14 protein-coding genes are annotated in these 20,255 nt (G+C 74.2%); 6 read left to right on the forward strand and 8 right to left on the reverse strand.

All coding sequences use genetic code 11. The features are described from left to right. Positions 1 to 21: 21 nt before the first annotated feature. Positions 22 to 741: a GntR family transcriptional regulator gene (locus tag PS467_RS06705; RefSeq protein ID WP_268970580.1), complete on the reverse strand. Its 720-nt coding sequence runs from the start codon at positions 739 to 741 to the stop codon at positions 22 to 24. 229 nt (positions 742 to 970) lie between these two features. Here PS467_RS06705 and PS467_RS06710 point away from each other — a divergent pair, with 229 nt between their 5' ends. From PS467_RS06710 to PS467_RS06720, 3 genes are read left to right on the forward strand one after another with little or no spacing between them, the layout of a single operon-like run. Continuing rightward, positions 971 to 1,759: a LamB/YcsF family protein gene (locus tag PS467_RS06710; RefSeq protein WP_311034435.1), complete on the forward strand. Its 789-nt coding sequence runs from the start codon at positions 971 to 973 to the stop codon at positions 1,757 to 1,759. Continuing rightward, the gene (gene pxpB, locus PS467_RS06715; RefSeq protein ID WP_311034436.1) at positions 1,756 to 2,448 is read left to right on the forward strand and encodes a 5-oxoprolinase subunit PxpB; all 693 of its coding nucleotides are present in this window, start codon (positions 1,756 to 1,758) and stop codon (positions 2,446 to 2,448) included. The genes PS467_RS06710 and pxpB overlap by 4 nt, the downstream gene beginning before the upstream one ends. Next, positions 2,445 to 3,416, forward strand: coding sequence for a 5-oxoprolinase subunit C family protein (locus tag PS467_RS06720; RefSeq protein ID WP_311034437.1), 972 nt, complete (start codon positions 2,445 to 2,447; stop codon positions 3,414 to 3,416). The genes pxpB and PS467_RS06720 overlap by 4 nt, the downstream gene beginning before the upstream one ends. Here PS467_RS06720 and PS467_RS06725 read toward each other — a convergent pair. The 5 genes from PS467_RS06725 to PS467_RS06745 all read right to left on the reverse strand — a co-directional run bounded on the left by PS467_RS06725 (position 3,413) and on the right by PS467_RS06745 (position 12,746). After that, entirely contained in the window at positions 3,413 to 3,679 is a 267-nt protein-coding gene (locus PS467_RS06725) for a WhiB family transcriptional regulator (protein WP_268970585.1), read from the reverse strand. The two genes, PS467_RS06720 and PS467_RS06725, sit on opposite strands and share 4 nt — an antisense overlap. 178 nt (positions 3,680 to 3,857) lie before the next feature. Continuing rightward, entirely contained in the window at positions 3,858 to 7,466 is a 3,609-nt protein-coding gene (locus PS467_RS06730; RefSeq protein WP_311039777.1) for a hydantoinase B/oxoprolinase family protein, read from the reverse strand. Positions 7,467 to 8,381: 915 nt separating this feature from the next. Continuing rightward, on the reverse strand, positions 8,382 to 9,611 hold the full coding sequence (locus PS467_RS06735; RefSeq protein ID WP_311034438.1) for a glycosyltransferase: 1,230 nt from the start codon (positions 9,609 to 9,611) through the stop codon (positions 8,382 to 8,384). A 281-nt stretch (positions 9,612 to 9,892) separates the two neighbouring features. After that, the gene (locus PS467_RS06740; protein WP_311034439.1) at positions 9,893 to 11,059 is read right to left on the reverse strand and encodes a glycosyltransferase family 4 protein; all 1,167 of its coding nucleotides are present in this window, start codon (positions 11,057 to 11,059) and stop codon (positions 9,893 to 9,895) included. 262 nt (positions 11,060 to 11,321) lie between these two features. Beyond that, entirely contained in the window at positions 11,322 to 12,746 is a 1,425-nt protein-coding gene (locus tag PS467_RS06745) for a HEAT repeat domain-containing protein (protein WP_311034440.1), read from the reverse strand. A gap of 313 nt (positions 12,747 to 13,059) precedes the next feature. Here PS467_RS06745 and PS467_RS06750 point away from each other — a divergent pair, with 313 nt between their 5' ends. Beyond that, complete coding sequence (locus PS467_RS06750) at positions 13,060 to 14,568, forward strand: PP2C family protein-serine/threonine phosphatase (protein WP_311034441.1); 1,509 nt, start codon at positions 13,060 to 13,062, stop codon at positions 14,566 to 14,568. A 115-nt stretch (positions 14,569 to 14,683) separates the two neighbouring features. Here PS467_RS06750 and PS467_RS06755 read toward each other — a convergent pair whose 3' ends face one another. Next, positions 14,684 to 16,189: a DNA-binding protein NsdB gene (locus PS467_RS06755; RefSeq protein WP_311034442.1), complete on the reverse strand. Its 1,506-nt coding sequence runs from the start codon at positions 16,187 to 16,189 to the stop codon at positions 14,684 to 14,686. Positions 16,190 to 16,436: 247 nt separating this feature from the next. Here PS467_RS06755 and PS467_RS06760 point away from each other — a divergent pair, with 247 nt between their 5' ends. Both PS467_RS06760 and PS467_RS06765 read left to right on the forward strand, forming a co-directional pair. Continuing rightward, positions 16,437 to 17,540: an aminoglycoside phosphotransferase family protein gene (locus PS467_RS06760; RefSeq protein ID WP_311034443.1), complete on the forward strand. Its 1,104-nt coding sequence runs from the start codon at positions 16,437 to 16,439 to the stop codon at positions 17,538 to 17,540. A gap of 162 nt (positions 17,541 to 17,702) precedes the next feature. Then, complete coding sequence (locus PS467_RS06765; protein WP_311034444.1) at positions 17,703 to 19,733, forward strand: N-acetylmuramoyl-L-alanine amidase; 2,031 nt, start codon at positions 17,703 to 17,705, stop codon at positions 19,731 to 19,733. Between the two features lie 20 nt (positions 19,734 to 19,753). Here PS467_RS06765 and PS467_RS06770 read toward each other — a convergent pair whose 3' ends face one another. Beyond that, the gene (locus tag PS467_RS06770; RefSeq protein ID WP_268970594.1) at positions 19,754 to 20,254 is read right to left on the reverse strand and encodes a hypothetical protein; all 501 of its coding nucleotides are present in this window, start codon (positions 20,252 to 20,254) and stop codon (positions 19,754 to 19,756) included. Between the last annotated feature and the right edge of the window lies 1 nt (position 20,255).

Consider the following 20,255-nt stretch of genomic DNA (forward strand, 5'->3'; position numbering starts at 1 on the left):
TCGTTTACCGCTGGGAAACCCCTACCGGCGGGACATCTTCCGCCCATAGGCGTCGGCCAACTGCCCCTGGGAATCGTCCAGATAGGAGGCGAGCAGCCGCTCCGCCTCCACCGCGTCCCCGCTCTGCAGCACTTCCAGGATCTGTCGGTTGCGCACCAGATAGGGGGCGTGGAAGCGGCGGGGGTCGGCCATGATGTGGAAGACCAGTCGCAGCTCGGCCAGCACTCCGCGCATCAGCTCGTCGGCGCGGGGGCTTCCGGCGAGGGAGACGATCGCCTGGTGGAAGCGGATATTGGCGGTGGACAGGTCCTGCCAGGCCCGGTCCTGGGCGGCGCGCTCGCCCGCCAGGACCGCCGCCTCGACCGCCTCCACCGCATGGGGCGGCTCCCCCAGGCCGCGCACCGCGGCGCATTCGACGAGCCGGCGCACCCGGTAGATGTCGTTCAGATCGTCGACGGTCAGGACGCGGACGAACACCCCGCGGTTGAGCTCGTGCACCAGCAGCCGCTCATGGGTGAGCAGGCGGAACGCCTCCCGGAGGGTGTTGCGCGAGACACCGAGCGCGCCGCCCACGCTGTCCTCGGACAGCCGGGTGCCGGGCGGGAAGAACCCCTCGGCGATGCGGTCGCGCAGGATGTCCGCGACGCGCTCCGCCGTACTGGTACGGCCCAGGAGTGCCCGGTCGGCCTCGAGCCCGGCGGCGAGGCCGGAGCCCCGGGGGTACTCCGCCGCGTCCGTCACCTCCGCCTCCCCGGCCCGATCCGACGGTCCGCCGGATCGGCGCTTCGCACCTTTTGCCCCGTTAGTCACATCAACCCCTATTTGATGTCTCGTTCGTCCCGTATAGCGAGAAGTCAAGCCCAGAAACGGTCACCGGACAACATGCTTCTTGTCGGATCGTTCAACGATCGCTTACCTTGTGGTGCCATCCACAGCGCACCACCTGTCCCCCACGCCCGAACGGACGGATATGACCGCACCCTTGGCGAACGCGTCCATCGACTCCATCGATCTCAACGCCGACCTCGGCGAGGGGTTCGGCCGTTGGCGGCTCACCGACGACGAGGCCCTGCTGTCCATCGTCACCAGCGCCAATGTCGCCTGCGGATTCCACGCCGGGGACCCCTCGACCATGCGCCGGGTGTGCGAGCTGGCCGCCGGGCGCGGGGTGCGCATCGGGGCCCAGGTCTCCTACCGGGACCTGGCCGGTTTCGGACGGCGCAGCATGGACGTCCCGCCGCGCGAGCTGACCGACGAGATCGCCTACCAGATCGGCGCGTTGGAGGTCTTCGCGCGTGCCGCCGGGGCGCGGGTGGACTACGTCAAACCGCACGGCGCCCTCTACAACCGCAGCGTGCACGACGAGGCCCAGGCTGCCGCCGTGGTCGAGGGCATACGGCTGGCGGACGGCGGTCCGCTGCCGGTGCTGGGGCTGCCCGGGTCCCGGCTGCACGAGGCGGCCCGCGCGGCCGGGCTGCCGGTGGTCGCCGAGGCGTTCGCCGACCGCGCCTACACCGCCGCCGGGACCCTCGTCCCGCGCGGTGAGCCCGGCGCGGTGGTCTCCGATCCGGACACGGTGGTCAAGCGGGCCCTCGGCTTCGCCCGTGACCGCGCGGTGACCTCGATCGACGGACAGCGGATCGAGGTGGACGTGCGCTCGCTGTGCGTCCACGGCGACACCCCCGGCGCCGCCGACCTCGCCCGCCGGGTGCGGGCCGAGCTGACCGCCGCCGGGGTGCGTGTGGCGGCGTTCGCATGACCATGAGGAGCCTGCCGGTGGGCGAGCACGGGCTGCTCATCGAGCTCGACAGCGGCGAGGCGGCCGAGGCACTCCACGCCGAACTGCTGCGCCGCGCCGCCGCGCGCCGGCTCCCCGCCGTACGGGAGATCGTGCCCGCCGCCCGCACCGTCTTCCTCGACGGGCTCGCCGACCCCGGGCGGCTCGCCGCCGAGCTGCCCGGCTGGCGGATACCGCCCCTGGACCGCGACGACAGCGCCACCGTCGAGGTGCCCGTGCGCTATGACGGGCCCGATCTGGCCGGGGTCGCGGAGCGGTGGGGGGTGACGCCCGAGGAGGCCGTACGGATTCACTCCGGCACCGAGTTCCGGGTGGCCTTCTGCGGCTTCGCGCCCGGTTTCGGCTATCTGACCGGGCTGCCCGAGCGGTTCCACGTGCCGCGCCACGCGACGCCGCGGACCCGGGTGCCGGTCGGCTCGGTGGCCCTCGCGGGGGCGTACACGGGCGTCTATCCGCGCTCGTCCCCCGGCGGCTGGCAGCTCATCGGCACCACGGACACCGTGCTGTGGGACCCCGCACGGGAGCCGGCGGCGCTCTTCACCCCCGGCACCCGCGTCCGTTTCGTACCGGAACCGGAACCGGGCCCGGCGGCCGCGGACCGGGGCACGGACACGGCCCCGCGCTCGGTGTCGGAAGGGGCCGCACCATGACCGACAGCGCCTTCGTGGTCGTACGGCCGGGAGCCCTGACCACCGTCCAGGACCTGGGCCGCTTCGGCCACGCCCATCTCGGGGTGCCCCGCTCCGGGGCGCTCGACCAGCCCGCCCACCGGCTCGCCAACCGCCTGGTGGGCAACGCCGAAGGGGCCGCCACCCTGGAGACCACGCTGACCGGCTGTGCGGTGCGGCTGCGCCGGACGGCGACGGTCGCGGTCACCGGCGCGCCCTGCCCGGTGACGGTCGACGGCCGCCCCGCCGCGTGGGGCGCGGCCGTACGGGTACCCGCGGGCGCGCTCCTGGAGGCCGGGGCCGCCGCCCACGGGGTGCGCAGCTATGTGGCCTTCGACGGTGGTGTGGAGGCCGAGACGGTGCTCGGCAGCCGGTCCACGGACGTGCTCTCCGGGCTGGGTCCGGCACCGCTCGCGCACGACGCGGTGCTGCGGCTCGGCCCGCCGCGCGGCCCCGTGCCCGGTGTGGACGGGGTGCCGCACCGGGGCGCGGCCCGGGAGCTGGTGCTGCCCGTGGTGCTCGGCCCGCGCGACGACTGGTTCACCACGGCGGGACTGCGCACCCTGGCCACCGGGGAGTTCCGGGTCTCGGCCGCGAGCAACCGGATCGGACTGCGGACCGAGGGCCCCGCCCTGGAGCGGGCGAAGGACGGTGAGCTGGCCAGTGAGGGAATGGCGCTCGGCGCGCTCCAAGTGCCGCCGGACGGACGGCCCGTGCTCTTCCTGGCCGACCATCCGACGACCGGCGGCTACCCCGTCGTGGGGGTCGTACCGGAGCCGTATCTGGCCGCCGCCGCGCAGGCCGTCCCCGGCACCCCGGTGCGGTTCACCCCGCTGGGCCGGGTCTCCTGGCCGCTGTCTGCCCGGCGGGACGTCCCGAGCGACGGCACGGGGGGCGTCGCGGAGGGCGTCGCGAAGAACGTCGCGGAGGGCGTCGCGGACCGGGACTAGCGGGCGCGCCGGGCACCGACCCGCTCCGTGCGCTGCGCCTTGCGGCGCAGTGCGCGGCGCTCCTCCTCACCGGTGCCGCCCCAGACCCCGTGGGTCACACCGGCCTCCAGCGCATACTCCAGGCACTCCTGGATCACCGGACAACTGCGGCAGACCTCCTTGGCCCGCGCCTCCTGACGCTGGGCGGCCGGGCCCGCCACCCCGACCGGGAAGAACAACTCCGGGTCCTCGTGCGTGCATGCGGCCTTCTGCCACCAGGCCATGGCTGCCCCTTCCATGAACGACTGCCGTCAACGACGGCGCTGACGCCGCCCGCCGTCGGGCTCACCGCGCAGGGTTCGCGGGCGGGCGCCCAGGACCGTGCGGGCGCGTGCGTGCGGGCTGTGACAGGGGTCGGGTTACCGATCGCGGCGGCGGCAAACGACCCGAACGCGCCACGCCTCAGCCGGACTTCCCCGGCGGGCCGTAACCGCCGCCGCCCGGCGTATGGACGACCAGGACGTCGCCCACCCCGACATCCGCCGCGTCGCGGCCCGCCAGGTGGTCCACCGAACCGTCGGCACGCTCGATCGCGTTCGCGCCCAGGGCGCCTGGTGCGCCGCCCGCCATGCCGTACGGGGCCACCCGGCGGTGGCCGGTCAGGAGGGCGACGGTCATCGGCTCCAGGAAGCGGATGCGGCGGGTGACGCCGTGGCCGCCGCGCCAGCGGCCGCGGCCGCCGCTGCCCCGGCGGATCGCGAAGCTCTCCACCCGCACCGGATAGCGCCACTCCAGCACCTCGGGGTCGGTCAGCCGCGAGTTGGTCATATGGGTCTGCACGGCGTCGGCGCCGTCGAAGCCGTCACCCGCGCCGGAACCGCTGGCGACCGTCTCGTAGTACTGGACGCGGTCATTGCCGAAGGTCACGTTGTTCATCGTGCCGGAGCCCTCGGCCTGGACGCCCAGGGCCGCGTACAGGGCGCCCGTGACGGCCTGGGAGGTCTCCACGTTCCCGGCGACCGTGGCGGCCGGGAAGACAGGCGCCAGCATGGAGCCCTCGGGGATGCGGACCTGAAGGGGTTTCAGGCAGCCGCTGTTGAGCGGGATGTCCTCGGCCACCAGCGTCCGGAAGACGTAGAGCACGGCCGCCATCACCACCGAGCTGGGCGCGTTGTCGTTGCCGGGGCGCTGGGGCGAGGTGCCGGTGAAGTCCAGTACGGCGCCACGCGCCGCGCGGTCCACCGTAAGGGTGACGCGGATGACCGCCCCGTCGTCGGTCTCGTAGCGGTAGGAGCCGTCCCGGAGGCCCGCGACGATACGGCGCACCGACTCCTCCGCGTTGTCCTGGACGTGGCCCATATAGGCGTGCACCACGTCGAGCCCGAACTGCCCGATCATCCGCCGCAGTTCCTGGATGCCCTTCTCGTTGGCGGCGATCTGGGCGCGCAGATCGGCGAGGTTGGCCTCCGGGGCGCGGGACGGATACGGCCCGCCGGTCAGCAGTTCCCGCGTCGCGCGCTCGCGCAGCGCCCCGTCCCGCACCAGCAGCCAGTTGTCGAAGAGGACGCCCTCCTCCTGGACGGTGCGGCTGAAGGCGGGCATGGAGCCGGGGGTGATACCGCCGATCTCGGCGTGGTGGCCGCGCGAGGCGACGAGGAAGAGCAGTCCGGTCCCCGTCTCGTCGAAGACCGGGGTGACGACGGTGACGTCCGGCAGATGGGTGCCTCCGTGGTACGGGTCGTTGATCGCGTACACATCGCCGGGGCGCATCGCGTCCCCGTTGCGCCGCAGCACCTCCTTGATGGACTCGCCCATGGAGCCCAGGTGCACCGGGATGTGCGGGGCGTTGGCGATCAGATTGCCCTCGGCGTCGAAGAGCGCGCAGGAGAAGTCGAGCCGCTCCTTGATGTTGACGGAGTGGGCGGTGTGCTCCAGGCGTACGCCCATCTGTTCGGCGATGGCCATGAAGAGGCTGTTGAAGACCTCCAGCATCACGGGGTCCACCTCGGTGCCGACCGCCGTGGTGCGCGGCCGGGGGCGGACCCGGGTGAGCAGCAGATGGCCGCGTTCGCCCATGGTGGCCCGCCAGCCGGGGTCCACCACGGTGGTGGCGTCCTCCTCGGCGATGATCGCGGGGCCGGTGACCTGGTCCGAGGGGTCCATACGGTCGCGTTCGTACAGCGCCGTACGCTGCCGGCGCCCTTCCGCGAACATCCTTACGGTCGTCACGGGAGTCAGCTCGCCCTCCCTGGGCGGCCGTTCCACGGCATGGCCGCCGGTGGGTCCCGACGCGCCGACCGCCTCGACCGACACCGCCTCCACGACGAGCGGCTTGTCCATGGTGAAGGCATAGCGCGTACGGTGCGCCCGGACGAACTCCTCGGCCATCGCGGGGGCGGAGTCCAGCGGGACGGGGAGGGCGGAATCGGTGCCCGCGTACCGCAGATGGACCCGGGCGACGGTGTCCAGGGTGTGCTCCGGGACGCCGTCCGCGAGCAGTTCGCCGCGGGCCCGGTCGGCCAGCCGCGCGCACACCTCGCGCACCCGCGGCAGCGTCTCCTCGTTCAGCTCCGCCTCGACGGCCTGCTCGCGCATGGCGGTGGCGTCGGCCACGCCGATGCCGTACGCGGAGAGCACCCCCGCGAGCGGCGGCACGATCACCGTGTCGATGCCGAGCGCGTCGGCGACCGCGCAGGCGTGCTGGCCGCCCGCGCCGCCGAAGCTGGTGAGCGCGTAGCGGGTGACGTCGCGGCCGCGCTGCACGGAGATCTTCTTGACCGCGTTGGCCATGTTGAGCACCGCGATGTCCAGGAAGCCCGCCGCGACCTCCTCCGGTCCGCGCCGGTCGCCGGTCGCCGCCGCGATCTCCTCGGCGAGCGCGGCGAAGCGCTCCCGGACCGTCGCCGCGTCCAAGGGCTGGTCGGCGTGCGGGCCGAAGACCGCCGGGAAGTGGTCCGGCTGGATCCGGCCGAGCATCACATTGGCGTCGGTCACGGTCAGCGGGCCGCCGCGCCGGTAGCAGGCGGGGCCGGGCACGGCACCGGCCGAGTCCGGCCCCACGCGGTAGCGCCGGCCGTCGAAGTGGAGCACCGAACCGCCGCCCGCCGCCACGGTGTGGATGTTCATCATCGGGGCACGCATCCGCACCCCGGCCACCTCGGTGCCGAAGACCCGCTCGAACTCGCCCGCGTAGTGCGAGACATCGGTCGAGGTGCCGCCCATGTCGAAGCCGATGACGCGGTCGTGGCCGGCCTCGCCCGAGGAACGCGCCATGCCCACCACACCACCGGCCGGACCGGACAGCACCGCGTCCTTGCCCCGGAAGTGCGTGGCCTCCCGCAGCCCGCCGTTGGACTGCATGAACATCAGCCGGATACCGCGCAGTTCGGCGGCCACGTCCTCCACATAGCGGCGCAGGATCGGCGAGAGATACGCGTCGACCACGGTGGTGTCGCCGCGTGACACCAGCTTCATCAACGGGCTGACCTCGTGCGAGCAGCTCACCTGCGGAAAGCCGAGGTCGCGCGCCACCGCGGCGACCTCCTGTTCGTGCCCGGCGTGCCGATAGCCGTGCAGCAGGACGACGGCGGCACTGCGGAAGCCGTCGCGGTGCGCGGTGCGCAGCGCCTCGGCGGCGGCGTCGAGGTCCACAGGGCGCACGACGTCGCCATGGGCGTCCACCCGCTCGGGGATCTCCACGACCCGGTCGTACAGCGCCTCGGGCAGCAGGATCCGGCGGTCGAAGAGGCGGGGGCGGTTCTGGTACGCGATGCGCAGCGCGTCCCGGAAACCCTCGGTGACGACGAGGACGGTCGGCTCGCCCTTGCGTTCCAGCAGGGCGTTCGTGGCGACCGTGGTACCCATCTTGACGACGGCGATCCGCTCGGCCGGAACCGGTTCGCCGGAACCGAGCCCCAGCGTCTGCCGGATTCCGGCGACGGCGGCGTCGGGATAGCGCTCGGGGTGGTGGGACAGCAGTTTACGGGTGACCAGGCGGCCGTCCGGACGTTTGCCGACCACGTCCGTGAAGGTTCCGCCCCGGTCGATCCAGAACTCCCAGCGACCCGTCACTCCGCCATTGTCGCAGCGTGCGACGGTACACCGGCGGTGAGCGGACCGGCGGCCGGGTGAGACTGCGAGTCGGCGGCCGGGGACGGAGACGGGGCCTGGGACGGGGACGGGGATGGGAGCTGCTCGGTGCGGGGGCGCGGGCTGCCTGGTGCGCGGAGGCGCGGGCGGAACGGTGCCCGGGGACGCGAGCTGCCCGGTACACGGCAGCGCTGGCGGAACGGCGCGCGGTTCGGGGGGCCGGAGGGGGAGGCGGGCGGGGGCCGGGCCACGGGTCACCGCGGTGAGCGCGGCGCGCGTCGCCCGCCGGTCCCGCTCCTCAAGGAGGTGTCCGGTGCCTCGGAGGCGGTGGCTCCATTCCAGCGCCGCCAACGCGACCAGGCCGGGCAGAAGGTCGGTGCAGCGGTCCACGATCCAGCGGGTGCCGCGGGTCGCCATCCACCATGCGGCGCCGGCGCGCGAGGGCGCGGGGCCGTCGAGCTCCGAGGTGGGCGGCGGGCCGGTCGCCATGGACCGGGCGCACAGGGCGCTGTGGAACTCCCCGGCCAGCAGCCGCTGCCCGAGCTCGCTCGGATGCAGTCGGTCCACACTCCACGCCCGCCGGCCGGCCACCCAGGCGTGGTCGCCCAGCTCCACATGGACCGCGTCGTAGCGCTGGGACAGCGCGTGCACCACGGTGTTCACCGCACGCATCCGGCGCCCCAGCGGGCGCGCGAGCGCGGACGGCAAGCCCAGCATCCGCCCGGGGTCGGGCAGGCAGGCGGTGAGCACCACGGCGCCATCGGCACGCAGCGCGCCGATCGTGCGGTCGAGGGCCTCGGCGACCCGGTGGATGCCGGAACGACACGCTGCGCGATGTGGCCGCCACACCAGCCGGTTCCGTACCAGCGCGGTCCCCCGTGTGAGCGTCGGGTGCGCTCACCGCGCACCGCCGGCCGTCTGGTGGGCGGAGGCCGCCGGGGCGGACGGGAGGGCGGTGGCCGGGGCCCGGCCGCCGTCGGCGGACCGGACGCCCTCGGCGGACGGGTCATGGGCGGCCAGGAAGGAGGCCACCGCCGCGGGCCAGCCGTAGCGCTCGGCACGTGCCCGCGCCGCCGCGCGGCGGAGGGACTCCGAGCGGTCGAGGACGCGCTCGACGGCGTCCGCGAAGGCCGGTCCGCTGTCGGCGGCGGTCTCGCCCGCCGGGCCGACGATGTCCGGCAGCGCGGAGAGCGCGCTGACGACGACGGGCGAACCGCAGGCCAGAGCCTCCAGCGCCGCGAGACCGAAGGTCTCCGCGGGGCCCGGCGCCAGTACGACATCGGCGCTCGCCTGGAGGGCGGCGAGCCGCGCCCGGTCCGCCACATGGCCGAGGAAGGCCGCCGGAAGCCCCTCGGCGCGGGCGCGGTCCTCCAGACGCGACCGCAGCGGACCGTCCCCCGCGACCACGAGCGCCGCCGAAACCCCCCGCCGCCGCAGCTCGGCGAGCGCGTCGAGGGCCCGGCCGGGCCGCTTCTCCGGCGAGAGCCGCGAGCACATGGCCAGGAGCACGGTGGCCTCGCCACGGTGGTGGTCCCGCAGCGCGGCATCGTGGTGGGACGGGTGGAAGTGGCCGAGATCCACGCCCAGAGGGGCGCGTACGACATTCCGCGCGCCGATCCGTACAAACTCGCGCGCCGCCCATTCGGTGGTGCAGACGATCCGCGAGTACGCCCGCGCGGTACGGCGGTTGAGCCGGTCCGCGGCTCCCCTGGCCACCGCGTCCGGCACACCCCAGGTGCGCAGTACGGCGTCCGCGCTCTCGTGGGAGACCATCACGGCCGGTACGCGGGCGCGCCGCGCCCACTCCCCGGTCCAGCGGAGGGTGGTGCGGTCCGACACCTCGAGCCGGTCCGGTGCCAGCCCGTCGAGCAGCCGGGCCAGCCGCCGCCGGTCGGTCAGGACGCGATAGCCGCCGGTGCCGGGGATGGTCGGTCCGGGCAGCGTGATCACCCGCCCCTGGCGGGTGTGCTCGTCCGAGGCCCGTTCGCCCGGCACCACCAGCACGGCCTCGTGCCCGGCCGCCTGATAGCCGGCCCCGAGTTCGCGCAGCGCGGTGCGGAGGCCGCCGGAGGCGGGGGTGACGAAGTTGGCGAGCCGGACGATGCGCAGCCCCTGGTCGTCCCTCATGCAGTGCCCCATTCACCCGCTCCTCCACCCGCGCGACGCACAACCGCGGGCATCGTCACCAACCGCGGCCCGGCGGCCGCCCGTGCGGCGCTCATGCCGCGTCCCCTTCACTCGCTTCTCCGCCCGCACGGCGCAGCAGCGCGGGCATCGTCACCAACCGCGGCCCGGCGGCCGCCCGTGCGGCGCTCATGCAGTGCCCCATTCACCCGCTCCTCCGCCCGCGCGGCGCACAACCGCGGGCATCGTCACCAACCGCGGCCCGGCGGCCGCCCGTGCGGCGCTCATGCCGCGACCGCCGTACGGGCCGCCAGCACCTCGCCGTAGTGGTCGATCAGCTGGTCGCCGATCGCCTCCCAGGTGCGGTCCTCGACCGCTTCCCGGCCGGCCCGTCCCAGCGTCGCGCGCAGTCTCGCGTCGGCCGCGAGGAGCGATACCGCGTCGCTCACCTCGGTCGCGTCCCCGGGCGGCACCAGCAGTCCGGTGCGTCCGTGGTCGACGAGGTCGAGCGGGCCGCCCGCCGCGGGGGCGACCACCGGGACGCCGCTGGCCTGGGCCTCCTGCACCGTCTGGCAGAAGGTCTCCTGCGGCCCGGTGTGGGCGAAGACGTCCAGCGACGCGAAGACGCGGGCCAGGTCGTCGCCGGTCCGGCGGCCGAGGAAGCGGGCCCTGGGCATCGCCGACCGCAGCGCGGGTTCACTCGGTCCGTCCCCGACCACGACCACCTGGATGCCGGGGAGCTCGCTCAGCGGCGCGAGCAGTTCGACGCTCTTCTCCGGGGCGAGGCGGCCGATGTATCCGACGATCAGCTCACCGCCGGGGGCGAGGGAGCGGCGCAGCTCCGGGTCGCGGCGCGACGGGTGGAAGCGCTCGGTGTCGACCCCGCGCGGCCACAGCCGGACCCGCGGCACGCCGTGCTCGTCGAGGTCGCGGGCGGCGGCGGTGGAGGGGGCGAGGGTGCGGTCGGCGGCGGTGTGCACGGCGCGGATGCGCCGCCAGGCCGCGCTCTCGCCCGCGCCCAGGTACGTACGGGCGTAAGCGCCCAGGTCGGTCTGGTAGACGGCCACCGCCGGTATGCGCAGCCGGAGCGCGGCCGTCATCCCGCGCGCGCCCAGGACGAAGGGGCTGGCGAGGTGGACGACGTCGCTGTGGTGGGAGGTGATCGCGGCCGCGAGCCGCCGGCTGGGCAGCGCGACCCGGACCTGGGGATAGCCGGGCAACGGGAGGGACGGGATGCGGACGACGGGGTACGGATGCGACCGGTCGAGCTCCCCTTGGCTCTCGGGTGGCCCGCCGGCCGTGGCGGGCGGTGGGCCTCCGGGAGGGCCTGCCGGGGCGATGACCAGGGGGTGATGGCCCCGGCGGTGCAGGTGGTCGGCGGTCTGCAGGGTGCAGTGGGCAACGCCGTTGATGTCGGGCGGGAAGGATTCAGTCACGATGGCGACACGCATACCGGTGTTGTCGGCGTCCGAAGGGTGGCCCCGGCATCGAGCACGTTTCGCGCCGTGGAACGTCCCATGAGCGTTGACCCTCGCGCTCCCCGGATACCGCCCCAGGGCGCCGACGAGGCCCCATCGAACCCGGATGAATCCCTCCGAAGCGGCGATCGGTCACCCTGCGTTGACCAGCGATCGCGGCAATGTCCCGTTCGGGCGAATCGGGGATACGTACGGTGACGTTCCCCTCACTCCGCGGAGGGGGCGGCCGGCCGGGTCAGAAGCCCGGGGCCTCGGGGCCGATGCGGCTGCGGACCGCCGTTTGGACCTCGGCCTCCTCGGCCGGGTCGGCGGCCAGCCGGCGGAGTTGTTCGACGACGCGGGCGTCGGCGGTGGCGGCGTGCCGAGCGGCGAGTTCGCGGGTGCTCTCCTCGCAGTCCCAGAGGCATTCGACCGCGAAGCCCGCCGCGAAGGACGGATCGGTGGCGGCCAGCGCGCGGGCGGCGCGGCCGCGGAGGTGGGAGGAGGCCGTCTCCCGGTAGATGTGGCGCAGTACGGGCGCGGCGCAGGAGATGGTCAGGCGCCCGGCGCCGTCGACGAGCGTCCACAGGGTCTGGGCGTCCGGACCCTCGGCCCGGACCGTGCGGCGGAGGGCGGCGAGCACGAGCGGGGTGTCGTACTGTCCGCCGCGGCAGGCGAGCATCGCGGCCGCCGCGTCGCCGAGGGCGTCGGGGCGGTGGGCCCAGAGGCGGGCCCGGTCGAGGGCGGAGATACTGCGCATGCGTTCGAAGGCGGAGAGGGCCGTCTGGGAGACCAGCTCCGAGGCGTCCGGCTCGGTCACGGCCGCCTCGATCAGGTCGAGCACCTCCGGGTCGCCGGTCTCGGCGAGGTGCCGCAGCGCCGCGGCGCGGGCGGCGCCGGGGGCGGAGGCGGCGGCGGTGAGGAGCTCGGGCCGGTCCTCGGGTCCGGCGACGGCGGCCAGACAGCGGGCGGCCGCGTCGGGGCGGCGGGCGGCCGGCTTCAGATCGTGCTCCCGCTGGGCCCACAGCAGGATGTCGCGGACGCTCCAACCGGGCCGCGGCCCCGAGGGCCGCAGCTGCCGCTGCCAGCGGTCGAAGGCGCCCTGTTCCGCCGCCGCGCGCACCCGCGGCCCGTGGTGCGGATCGTCGGCCCACAGCCGCCAGGGGCGGGGCTCATAGGCGCCGCGTACGACGGCGGCCAGTGCGGCGTCGCCGTCGGGGGTCTCGGGGAAGTGGGCGAGGACGGCGGGGGCGAGGCCGCGCAGCCCGGTGTCGTCGTCGCGCAGGGCCAGCTCGTCCAGGGCCCATTCCCAGTTGCTGCCGGCCGCGGCGTAGCGGCGCAGCAGCCGCAGGGCGTCGGCCCGGCCGTAGGCGGCCAGGTGGCCGAGGACGGAGAGGGCGAGCCCGGTGCGCTCCTCGTCGTCGTTGATCAGGTCGTCGGGGTGGAACAGATGCTGTTCGATTTCGTCGAGTCCGGCGTCGAGGTCCAGACAGAGCCTGGCGTAATAGAGCGAACGATTCTCGACCTGCCAGTCGCGGCGGGGGTCGCGCAGCACACAGTGGTGCAGTGCCGCGAGCGCCTCGGCCCGCGGCGCGGCGAGGGCGTGCAGGGTCCCGTCGCCGCGGCCTCGCTGGAGGAGGCCGAGCAGGGTGCCGCTGGGCGCTATGTCTGGATCGAACATGAGGTCAGCATCCGGTGCGGGAGGTTCGCTGGCAACGGGATTTCCGTCGATCGGCATTCTTGCCGATGTCCTGGCGCCGTATGTCCGATGAACGGCGTGGGACTGAGGGATTCCCGAGCGCCGCAGCCTACCCGGAATCTCGCCTTCCGCCGACTCCCGGCCAATCCACCCCCGGAAGGCCATCGGCATATGCCATAAGCACCACCGGATCGGGTATTGCCAAACCGCTTACGGGATGTCGCAGCCTGTGCAAGAGTCGTCACCGGTCCCTCCCTCAAGACCCGGCCGCGCCGCGCCCGTATCGGAGAACGTCATGCCGTCCCCCCGCTCCGCGGACCATCCCGCCGTTCAGCCTCCCCAGCGTGACACGGTGGACGCCCTGATCTCCCAGACGCGGCGGCTCCGCGGGGGGCTCGACGCCGTCCGCCGCGACACCGTGGCCGACCCGGGCGGTGCGGACGGCGCGCAGCTGCGCTGGCAGCGCGCGCTGTGCGAGCTGGCCGTCCACCAGCTGGACGATCTGGGCCGGCATCTGGGCGAGCTGCGCGAGGGACTGCCCGCCGATCACCCGGAGGCGGACCCGGGGACCGGAGCCGACGCGACGGCGGAGAACGCGGCCGGGGCCCCGGCCGGGAGCGCGGCCGCCGCCCCCGGTTCGCTGCTGAGCCGGGTCGGCAGCGCCGAGTGGAACCTGCTCACCGACGAGGTGACCTGGTCCGACGAGCTCTGCCGGATCTTCGGCCGCGACCCCGGGGACGGCGGGCTCACCCTCGACGAGCTGCCCTCCTGGGTCTTCGCCGAGGACCAGCCGATCCTGACCGCGATGGTCACCGACTGCCTCGTGGACGGAAAGCCGATCGACGGGGAATTCCGCGTCGTGCGCGCGGACGAGGTGGTGCGCACCATCCATATGGCGGGTGAGCCGGTGCTCGCCGCCGACGGCAGCACCGCCTCCATGTGGGCCGTGCTCCGGGACGTGAGCGAGCTGCGCCGCAGCGAGCGCGCGGTGCGCGAGAGCCGGGACACGCTGCGGCACCAGCAGCGGATCGCGCGGACCGAGCGCCGGCTGGCGGTGGAGGTGCAGGAGGCCGTGCTGCCGCCCTGGCGGGGGTCGCTCCGGCTGCCGGCCGGTGCCGGCTTCCCGGGCACCGGCCCGGCGGCCGACGGCGCCGCCCTCGACCTCGCCGCCCACTACCTCCCCTCCGAGTCCAGCGCCCAGATCGGCGGCGACTGGTACGACGCGCTCGAGCTGCCGGACGGGCGGACCCTGCTGAGCGTCGGCGGCCTCACCGGCCATGGGGTGAGCGCGACCTGCGGTATGGCGATGCTGCTGGGCGCGGTGCGCGGCATGGCGGTGGCCGGGATCGAACCGGGCCCGCTGATGGGGCGGCTCAATCAGCTGCTCGCCGTCTCCTCCCAGCCCGCGCTGGTCGGCGCCGTCTGCGGACAGTACGACCCGCGCACCCGCACCCTGGTGTGGGCGCAGGCCGGACACCCCGCCCCGCTGCTCTTCCGCGACGGGACGGGGCGCCCGCTGCGCTCGCCCGGCGGCGTGCTGCTCGGCGCCACGACGGGCGCCGCGTACACCCAGGCCGAGGAGCGGCTGGAGCCGGGCGATCTGCTGGTGCTGCACACCGGCCGGCTGGCCAGGGACGCCGAGGGCGTCACCGAGCGGCTGCTCGCGCTCGCGCCACGGCTGACCGCCGCCCGTGGCACCCAGGAGTGCGTACGGACCGTGGCCGAGGCGTTCGGCGACGAGCCGCGGGGGAACGACGCCTGTGTGCTGGTCGCCAGGGTCACCGGAACCGGCTCGCCCGCATAGGGGCGGACCGCGGCCGTCGAGTGCTCGTAACGTGTCGTCGCGTCCTCGTGAGGCGTGGCCGGGCCGCCGGGCCCGGTCCGGCGGGCCTTCCCGACGGACCTCCGCCTGCCGGGGCCTAGATGGCCGCGCTCGTGGCGATGGAACCGGCACCTTTCAGCCCCGCGCCCCCCTTCCCCGCCCCCTTCGGCATCGTCTGCTGGATCTCCTCACGCAGCTCCCGGATGGCCGATGACGTGGCGTACCGCTCGGTGAGCCGGTACATCTCGCGCAGCCGGTCCCAGGTGCGGTGCGAGGAGTTCTGGTCGATCGTCAGCAGGGCCTGCCGGGCGTGGTGGTCGGCCTGCTCCGGATCGCCGCCGATGAAACAGGCCGAGGCGATGGAGATGTGGTCGAAGATCTGGGACCGCTGGCGCCCGCCCTCCCGCATCCGCAGCGCCTGCTTGGCATGGCTCTGGGCGATGGCCGCGACCCCCGGCTCGTGCTCGGCCAGGGTGCGGTAGACCAGCCCCTGCATCCCGTGCAGATCCGCCTCGTTGAACAGCTGCATCCAGCTCGGCGCCGGCTCGTCACCGCTGTCGGCGGCGAACAGCTCCTCCGCCTCGCCCAGGGCGCGGCGCACCGCCTGGCCCTGGCCCATCGACGCCCGCGCCCACGCCTCGATGGTGCGGAACATGGCCCGGGTGCGCGGCAGCGCCTCCTCGCCCGCACCGGAGGTGGCCAGCTTCATCAGCTCCAGGGCGTCGTCCGGGCGGCCCAGGTGCACCATCTGCCGGGCGGCCCGGGAGAGCGCCTCGCTCGCCCGTGGCCGGTCGCCGCCCTCACGGGCCGCGTGTGCCGCGATGACGAAGTACTTCTGGGCGGTCGGCTCCAGGCCGACGTCATGGGACATCCACCCCGCGAGCACCGCCAGATTGGCCGCCACCCCCCACAGTCTGCGCTGGAGACGCTCGGGGTGGCGGTAGGCGAGCATGCCGCCCACCTCGTTGAGCTGGCCGACCACGGCCTTGCGCTGGAGCCCGCCGCCGCGGGCCGCGTCCCAGGCGCGGAAGACTTCGACCGATGTCTCCAGCGCATCGATCTCCTGGGAGCCCACCGGGGCGGCCTCGTAGCGGTCGAAGCCCACGGGCTCGGCGGACAGGGGGTCGTCGGTACGGGGCGCGTCGGTGGCGAGGGTGGGGTCGGAGAGCAGCCAGTCGCTCATGGCACCGGTGATGGCGGATCCTGCGGCGAGCGCGGCGCCCGCACCCACCAAGCCGCGTCGGTTGAACATAAGGTCCATTCCCGTGAATTCGGTGAGGACCTCGGCCGTGGACTCGGGCGGCCAGAACAGCCCGTCGGCGGACTGCCCCTTTCCGGCGCGTCCCCCTCGTCCGAACCCGAGATCCTCGATGGTCACGACTCGACCGAGGCGCTCGGTGAACAGGACCGCCAGCACCTTGGGCACGGGATCGCGCGGCGTCTCGCCGGTGTCGATCCAACGCCGCACCCGCGAGGTGTCGGTCGCCAGCTGCGGATGGCCCATGGCCGCCGCCTTCCGGTTCACGAGCCTCGCGAGTTCCCCCTTGGACCATCCGGCGAGGCCGAACAGGTCCGCAAGACGGGTGTTGGGTTCCCTCGTCACGTCAAGCCCCCAGGTTCCTCGGCTGACTTGACAGTAACGGTCCCGTCACGGGCCGTGCGACTATTCGCCAGGGTTCGCCAGGGTGCGCCAGATGGTGTGCCACCCGCGCGTGGGTGTGGTGTAGGAGCGCGTTACCCGGCCCGGTGACGGCTCGAGCTGTACCGGCCGCATTCCCCAGGGTGCGGTCCCGTCCCCGGGGCCGGGTGCGTACGCAACTCGTCGGCACACGAAGGGATCTGTCTCGCCCATGTACGCAGCGTCGTCCTCCGTGTCCGCCCCGCCCCGGCCGTACCGGCGGCAGCTGCCCGGCACTGGGCCGTACCTCGATCCCGCCCCCGGCGGCCGGGCCCGGCGGACCGCCGCCATCGGCCCCGTGCCGCCTCGCGGGAGACTCGACTTGTCCGGTCCACAGGGTGCGCAGCTGCGCACCGCGATCACCTCGGTCCACCGCATCTGCCCGGAGTTCAACCCGGTGCAGGTGCTGCGGCGCAGCGGACGGTCCGTGCTCCTGGTCGGCACCGCCGGGCGCGGCACCGCGGTGGCCAAGTGCCTGCTGGACCACTCCTCCGCGTGGGCCGAGCGGTTCCGCCGGGAGATAGCGATGTACCGGGCGTTCGTCCGTCAGCGCCCGCCGGTGCGGGTGCCCCGCCTGATCGCCGCCGACCCGGACAACTGCGCGCTGGTCATCGAGCGGATGCCCGGACGGATCGCGTCCGCGCAGCGCCATCCCACCGAGCCCCCGCCGCGCGCCGACCTGGGGGCGGTGCTGGGCGCGATCCACCGTGTCAACCAATGGCGGCCGCCCGCCGACGTGTTCGACGCCCCCATCGACTACGCCGCCCGGCTGGTCCGCTATCACGAGCTGGGCCTGCTGACCGACCGGGACATGGGCGATCTCCAGAAGCTGCTGCGCGGTGTCTCGCACGGCTCGGGGCGGCAGGCCCCGGCGCAGTTCTGCCATGGCGACGCCCTGTTGAGCAATGTCCTGCTGTCCCCCGCGGGCCCGGTGCTCCTCGACTGGGACCACGCGGGCTGGTATCTGCCCGGCTATGACCTGGCCACGCTGTGGACGGTGCTCGGCGACGCCCCCGTCACCCGGCGTCAGATCAGCCAGCTGGCACAGGCCGCGGGCCCGGCCGCGCGGGACTCCTTCCTGGTGAATCTGATGCTGGTGCTGACGCGGGAGATCCGCCAGTACGAGATGGCGGTGCAGCGCACCATGCGGGACCCCGCCCCCGTGGTGCCGGGCGCGGTCCCGGCCGGTGAGGAGCAGCGGCTGCTGCTGCGCCGGCTGCATGACGACTGCGCGCTGGCCCGGCGCGCGGTGCGGGCCGCGGTCGGCACCCGCTAGGCCGCGTGGCGGCCCGAGGGCGCGTCACCGGTCTGGACCAGTGACGCGCCGCAGGCGGGCTGACATGCGAACATCCGTCTGGGTGACGGCGATTGACGCGGCGCCTGGCAGCGCATATCTCTAAGTGGCTCGGGTCGGCCCGGCCCGCTTGAGGAGGCTGCCATGCCAGGATCCGCACAGGACAGCGCCCACGACGCGAACGGAAGCGCGTCCGGCCCCAGCCGGAGAGCCACTCTGGCGGGAGCCGCGGCGTCCGCCGCCCTTCTGCTGCCGCTGGTCTCCGCGACGCCCGCCGCCCATGCCGACCAGCCGCGGGCCGACAGCGCTCCTGCCGGTGGTACTCCTGCCGACGGCGCCCTCCAGCGGGCCTTCGCGGCCGCGGCCGCCGAGTACGCGGTTCCGCTCAGCGTGCTCCTGGGCGTCTCGTATCTTCAGTCGCGCTGGGACGGCCACCGCGGCGCGCCCAGCGTCACCGGTGGCTACGGCCCCATGCATCTCACCGACGCCCACACCGCCCTGCTCACCGCCCCGCACCACAGCCAGGGCACCGAGGACGCGCGGGGCGACCTCGCCCGGCCCCTGAAGGTCCCCGAGGCCACCGTCGCCGAGCCCCGGCAGCTGCCCGCCCGGCTGCGCACCCTCGGCCGGGCCGCGCAGCTCACCGGGCTGTCCGCGGAGGCGCTGCGCGGCGACGCGAGCGCCAATGTGCGCGGTGGCGCGGCCCTGCTGGCCGCCACGCAGAAGCGGCTGGGGCTGCCGCCGAGCGAGGACCCCGCCGACTGGTACGCGGCGGTGGCGGCCTACTGCGGCGCCGATGACGCCAGGGCCGCGGCCGTCTTCGCGGACGAGGTGTACGAGGTGATCCGCGGCGGTGCCGCGCGGACGACCGGGGACGGGGAGCGGGTCGCCCTCGACGCGGTGCCCGGTGTCACACCGGACACCCGGCAGCTGCGGGCGCTCGGTCTGCCGTCCCGTGCGCGGGACCCGCGTGTCGAGGCCCCCGAGAACGTGTCCTGTGAGTGGATGCCGGCGCCCTACCAGGAGCTCGGGGACGACGACTACGGCAATCACGACCTGGGCGACCGGCCCGCCTCGCAGTCCATCGACTACATCGTCATCCATGACACCGAGGGCTCCTGGGACACCACCGTCAAGCTGGTCCAGGACCCCACCTATGTGTCCTGGCAGTACACCCTCCGCTCCTCCGACGGGCATATCGCCCAGCACGTGCCGCTCAAGGACGTCGCCTGGCACGCGGGCAACTGGTACGTCAACGCCAAGTCCATCGGTCTGGAGCACGAGGGCTTCCTGACCGCCCCGGACGCCTGGTACACGGAGGCGATGTACCGCTCCTCGGCGCGGCTGGTGCGCTATCTCGCCCAGCGGTTCGACATTCCGCTGGACCGCCAGCACATCCTGGGCCATGACAATGTGCCCGGCACCACCACCTCCACCATCAAGGGCATGCACACCGACCCCGGCCCCTACTGGGACTGGGCGCACTACTTCACCCTGCTCGGCGCGCCGTTCCGGCGCACCGCGGGCGCCTCGGGCGGTCTGGTCACCATCCGCCCCGACTACGACACCCACCAGCCCGTCTACACCGGCTGCGAGACGGCGGGCGAGCCGTGTGCCCCGCACGGCTCGGCCGCGGTGCGGCTGCACACCGCGCCGAGCGCGGACGCCCCGCTGGTCAAGGACATCGGGCTGCGCCCCGACGGCACCGACTCGACCACCGGGGTCAACGACACCGGCGCCCGCGCCAGCACCGGCCAGCAGTTCGCCCTCGCGGGGCGCGAGGGCGACTGGACGGCGATCTGGTACCTCGGCCGGCGGGCCTGGTTCCACAACCCCGAGCGGCGGCCCACGGCGGTGAGCGCCAAGGGGCTGGTGGTGACGCCCAAGGACGGGGTGGCGGAGGTTCCGGTGTACGGCCGCGCCTACCCGGAGAAGGAGGCGTATCCGGAGGGGGTGCCGGTGCAGTCGGTCTCGCCGCTGCCGTACAAGCTTCTGTCCGGGCAGTCCTATCCCCTGGGGCTGCGGACGCGGGGCGAGTATCTGTGGGCGATCACCTTCGACCAGGCCGGTCACAAGGTGGTGCGCGGCCAGGACGTGTACTACCAGATCCAGTTCGGGCACCGGGTGGCGTTCGTCCGGGCCGCGGATGTGACGGTCCGGCCATCCGGGACGTGACCCTGACGGGCCGTCGCCGCTCAGCGCTGCTGGAACATCTCCGCGGGCAGCGGCTTGAGCAGCCGGTACAGATCGTCGGTGATCGGCCGGTCCCAGCTGGCGATGGTGACGAGCACACCGTCGCTGCGGTCGAACTGGGAGCAGGAGATCCGGCCCTCGGAGAGCTTGATCCGGCGGACGATGAGGAGGTTGTCCTCGTGCATGACCGGGCTGTCCTCGGTGTCCACCACATGGACCGGTTCGTCGTTCCCGAGCGCCGCCAGCAGCTGTGTCACCTCGAACGGCGGCTGGCCCTCGGCCACCTCCCGGGCCGGGGACCCCTCCGGCAGATTACCGATGATCATCGCCGGTCCGCGTCCGCCGAACAGGTCGTAGCGCAGGAAGACGCCCTGGCAGGTGCCGTCCGGAGCGGGCAGCAGCCCCGCCCCGAGATCGCCGGGCCAGTCTCCCGGGTCCATGGCGAGGACATCGAAGTCCGGCCCGGTGGGCGTGGCGGCGCTGCGGCGGCGGAGGAAGGACATG

The sequence above is a fragment of the Streptomyces luomodiensis genome, assembly GCF_031679605.1.
In the GTDB taxonomy this organism is placed as follows: Bacteria; Actinomycetota; Actinomycetes; order Streptomycetales; family Streptomycetaceae; genus Streptomyces; species Streptomyces luomodiensis.

Coding starts and splice junctions, on each gene's coding strand:
- PS467_RS06770 (WP_268970594.1), bottom strand. CDS start 20,254: ATGTCCTTCCTCCGCCGCCGCAGCGCCGCCACGCCCACCGGGCCGGAC.
- PS467_RS06765 (WP_311034444.1), top strand. CDS start 17,703: ATGCCAGGATCCGCACAGGACAGCGCCCACGACGCGAACGGAAGCGCG.
- PS467_RS06725 (WP_268970585.1), bottom strand. CDS start 3,679: ATGGCCTGGTGGCAGAAGGCCGCATGCACGCACGAGGACCCGGAGTTG.
- PS467_RS06745 (WP_311034440.1), bottom strand. CDS start 12,746: ATGTTCGATCCAGACATAGCGCCCAGCGGCACCCTGCTCGGCCTCCTC.
- PS467_RS06710 (WP_311034435.1), top strand. CDS start 971: ATGACCGCACCCTTGGCGAACGCGTCCATCGACTCCATCGATCTCAAC.
- PS467_RS06750 (WP_311034441.1), top strand. CDS start 13,060: ATGCCGTCCCCCCGCTCCGCGGACCATCCCGCCGTTCAGCCTCCCCAG.
- PS467_RS06720 (WP_311034437.1), top strand. CDS start 2,445: ATGACCGACAGCGCCTTCGTGGTCGTACGGCCGGGAGCCCTGACCACC.
- PS467_RS06760 (WP_311034443.1), top strand. CDS start 16,437: ATGTACGCAGCGTCGTCCTCCGTGTCCGCCCCGCCCCGGCCGTACCGG.
- PS467_RS06740 (WP_311034439.1), bottom strand. CDS start 11,059: ATGCGTGTCGCCATCGTGACTGAATCCTTCCCGCCCGACATCAACGGC.
- PS467_RS06735 (WP_311034438.1), bottom strand. CDS start 9,611: ATGAGGGACGACCAGGGGCTGCGCATCGTCCGGCTCGCCAACTTCGTC.
- pxpB (WP_311034436.1), top strand. CDS start 1,756: ATGACCATGAGGAGCCTGCCGGTGGGCGAGCACGGGCTGCTCATCGAG.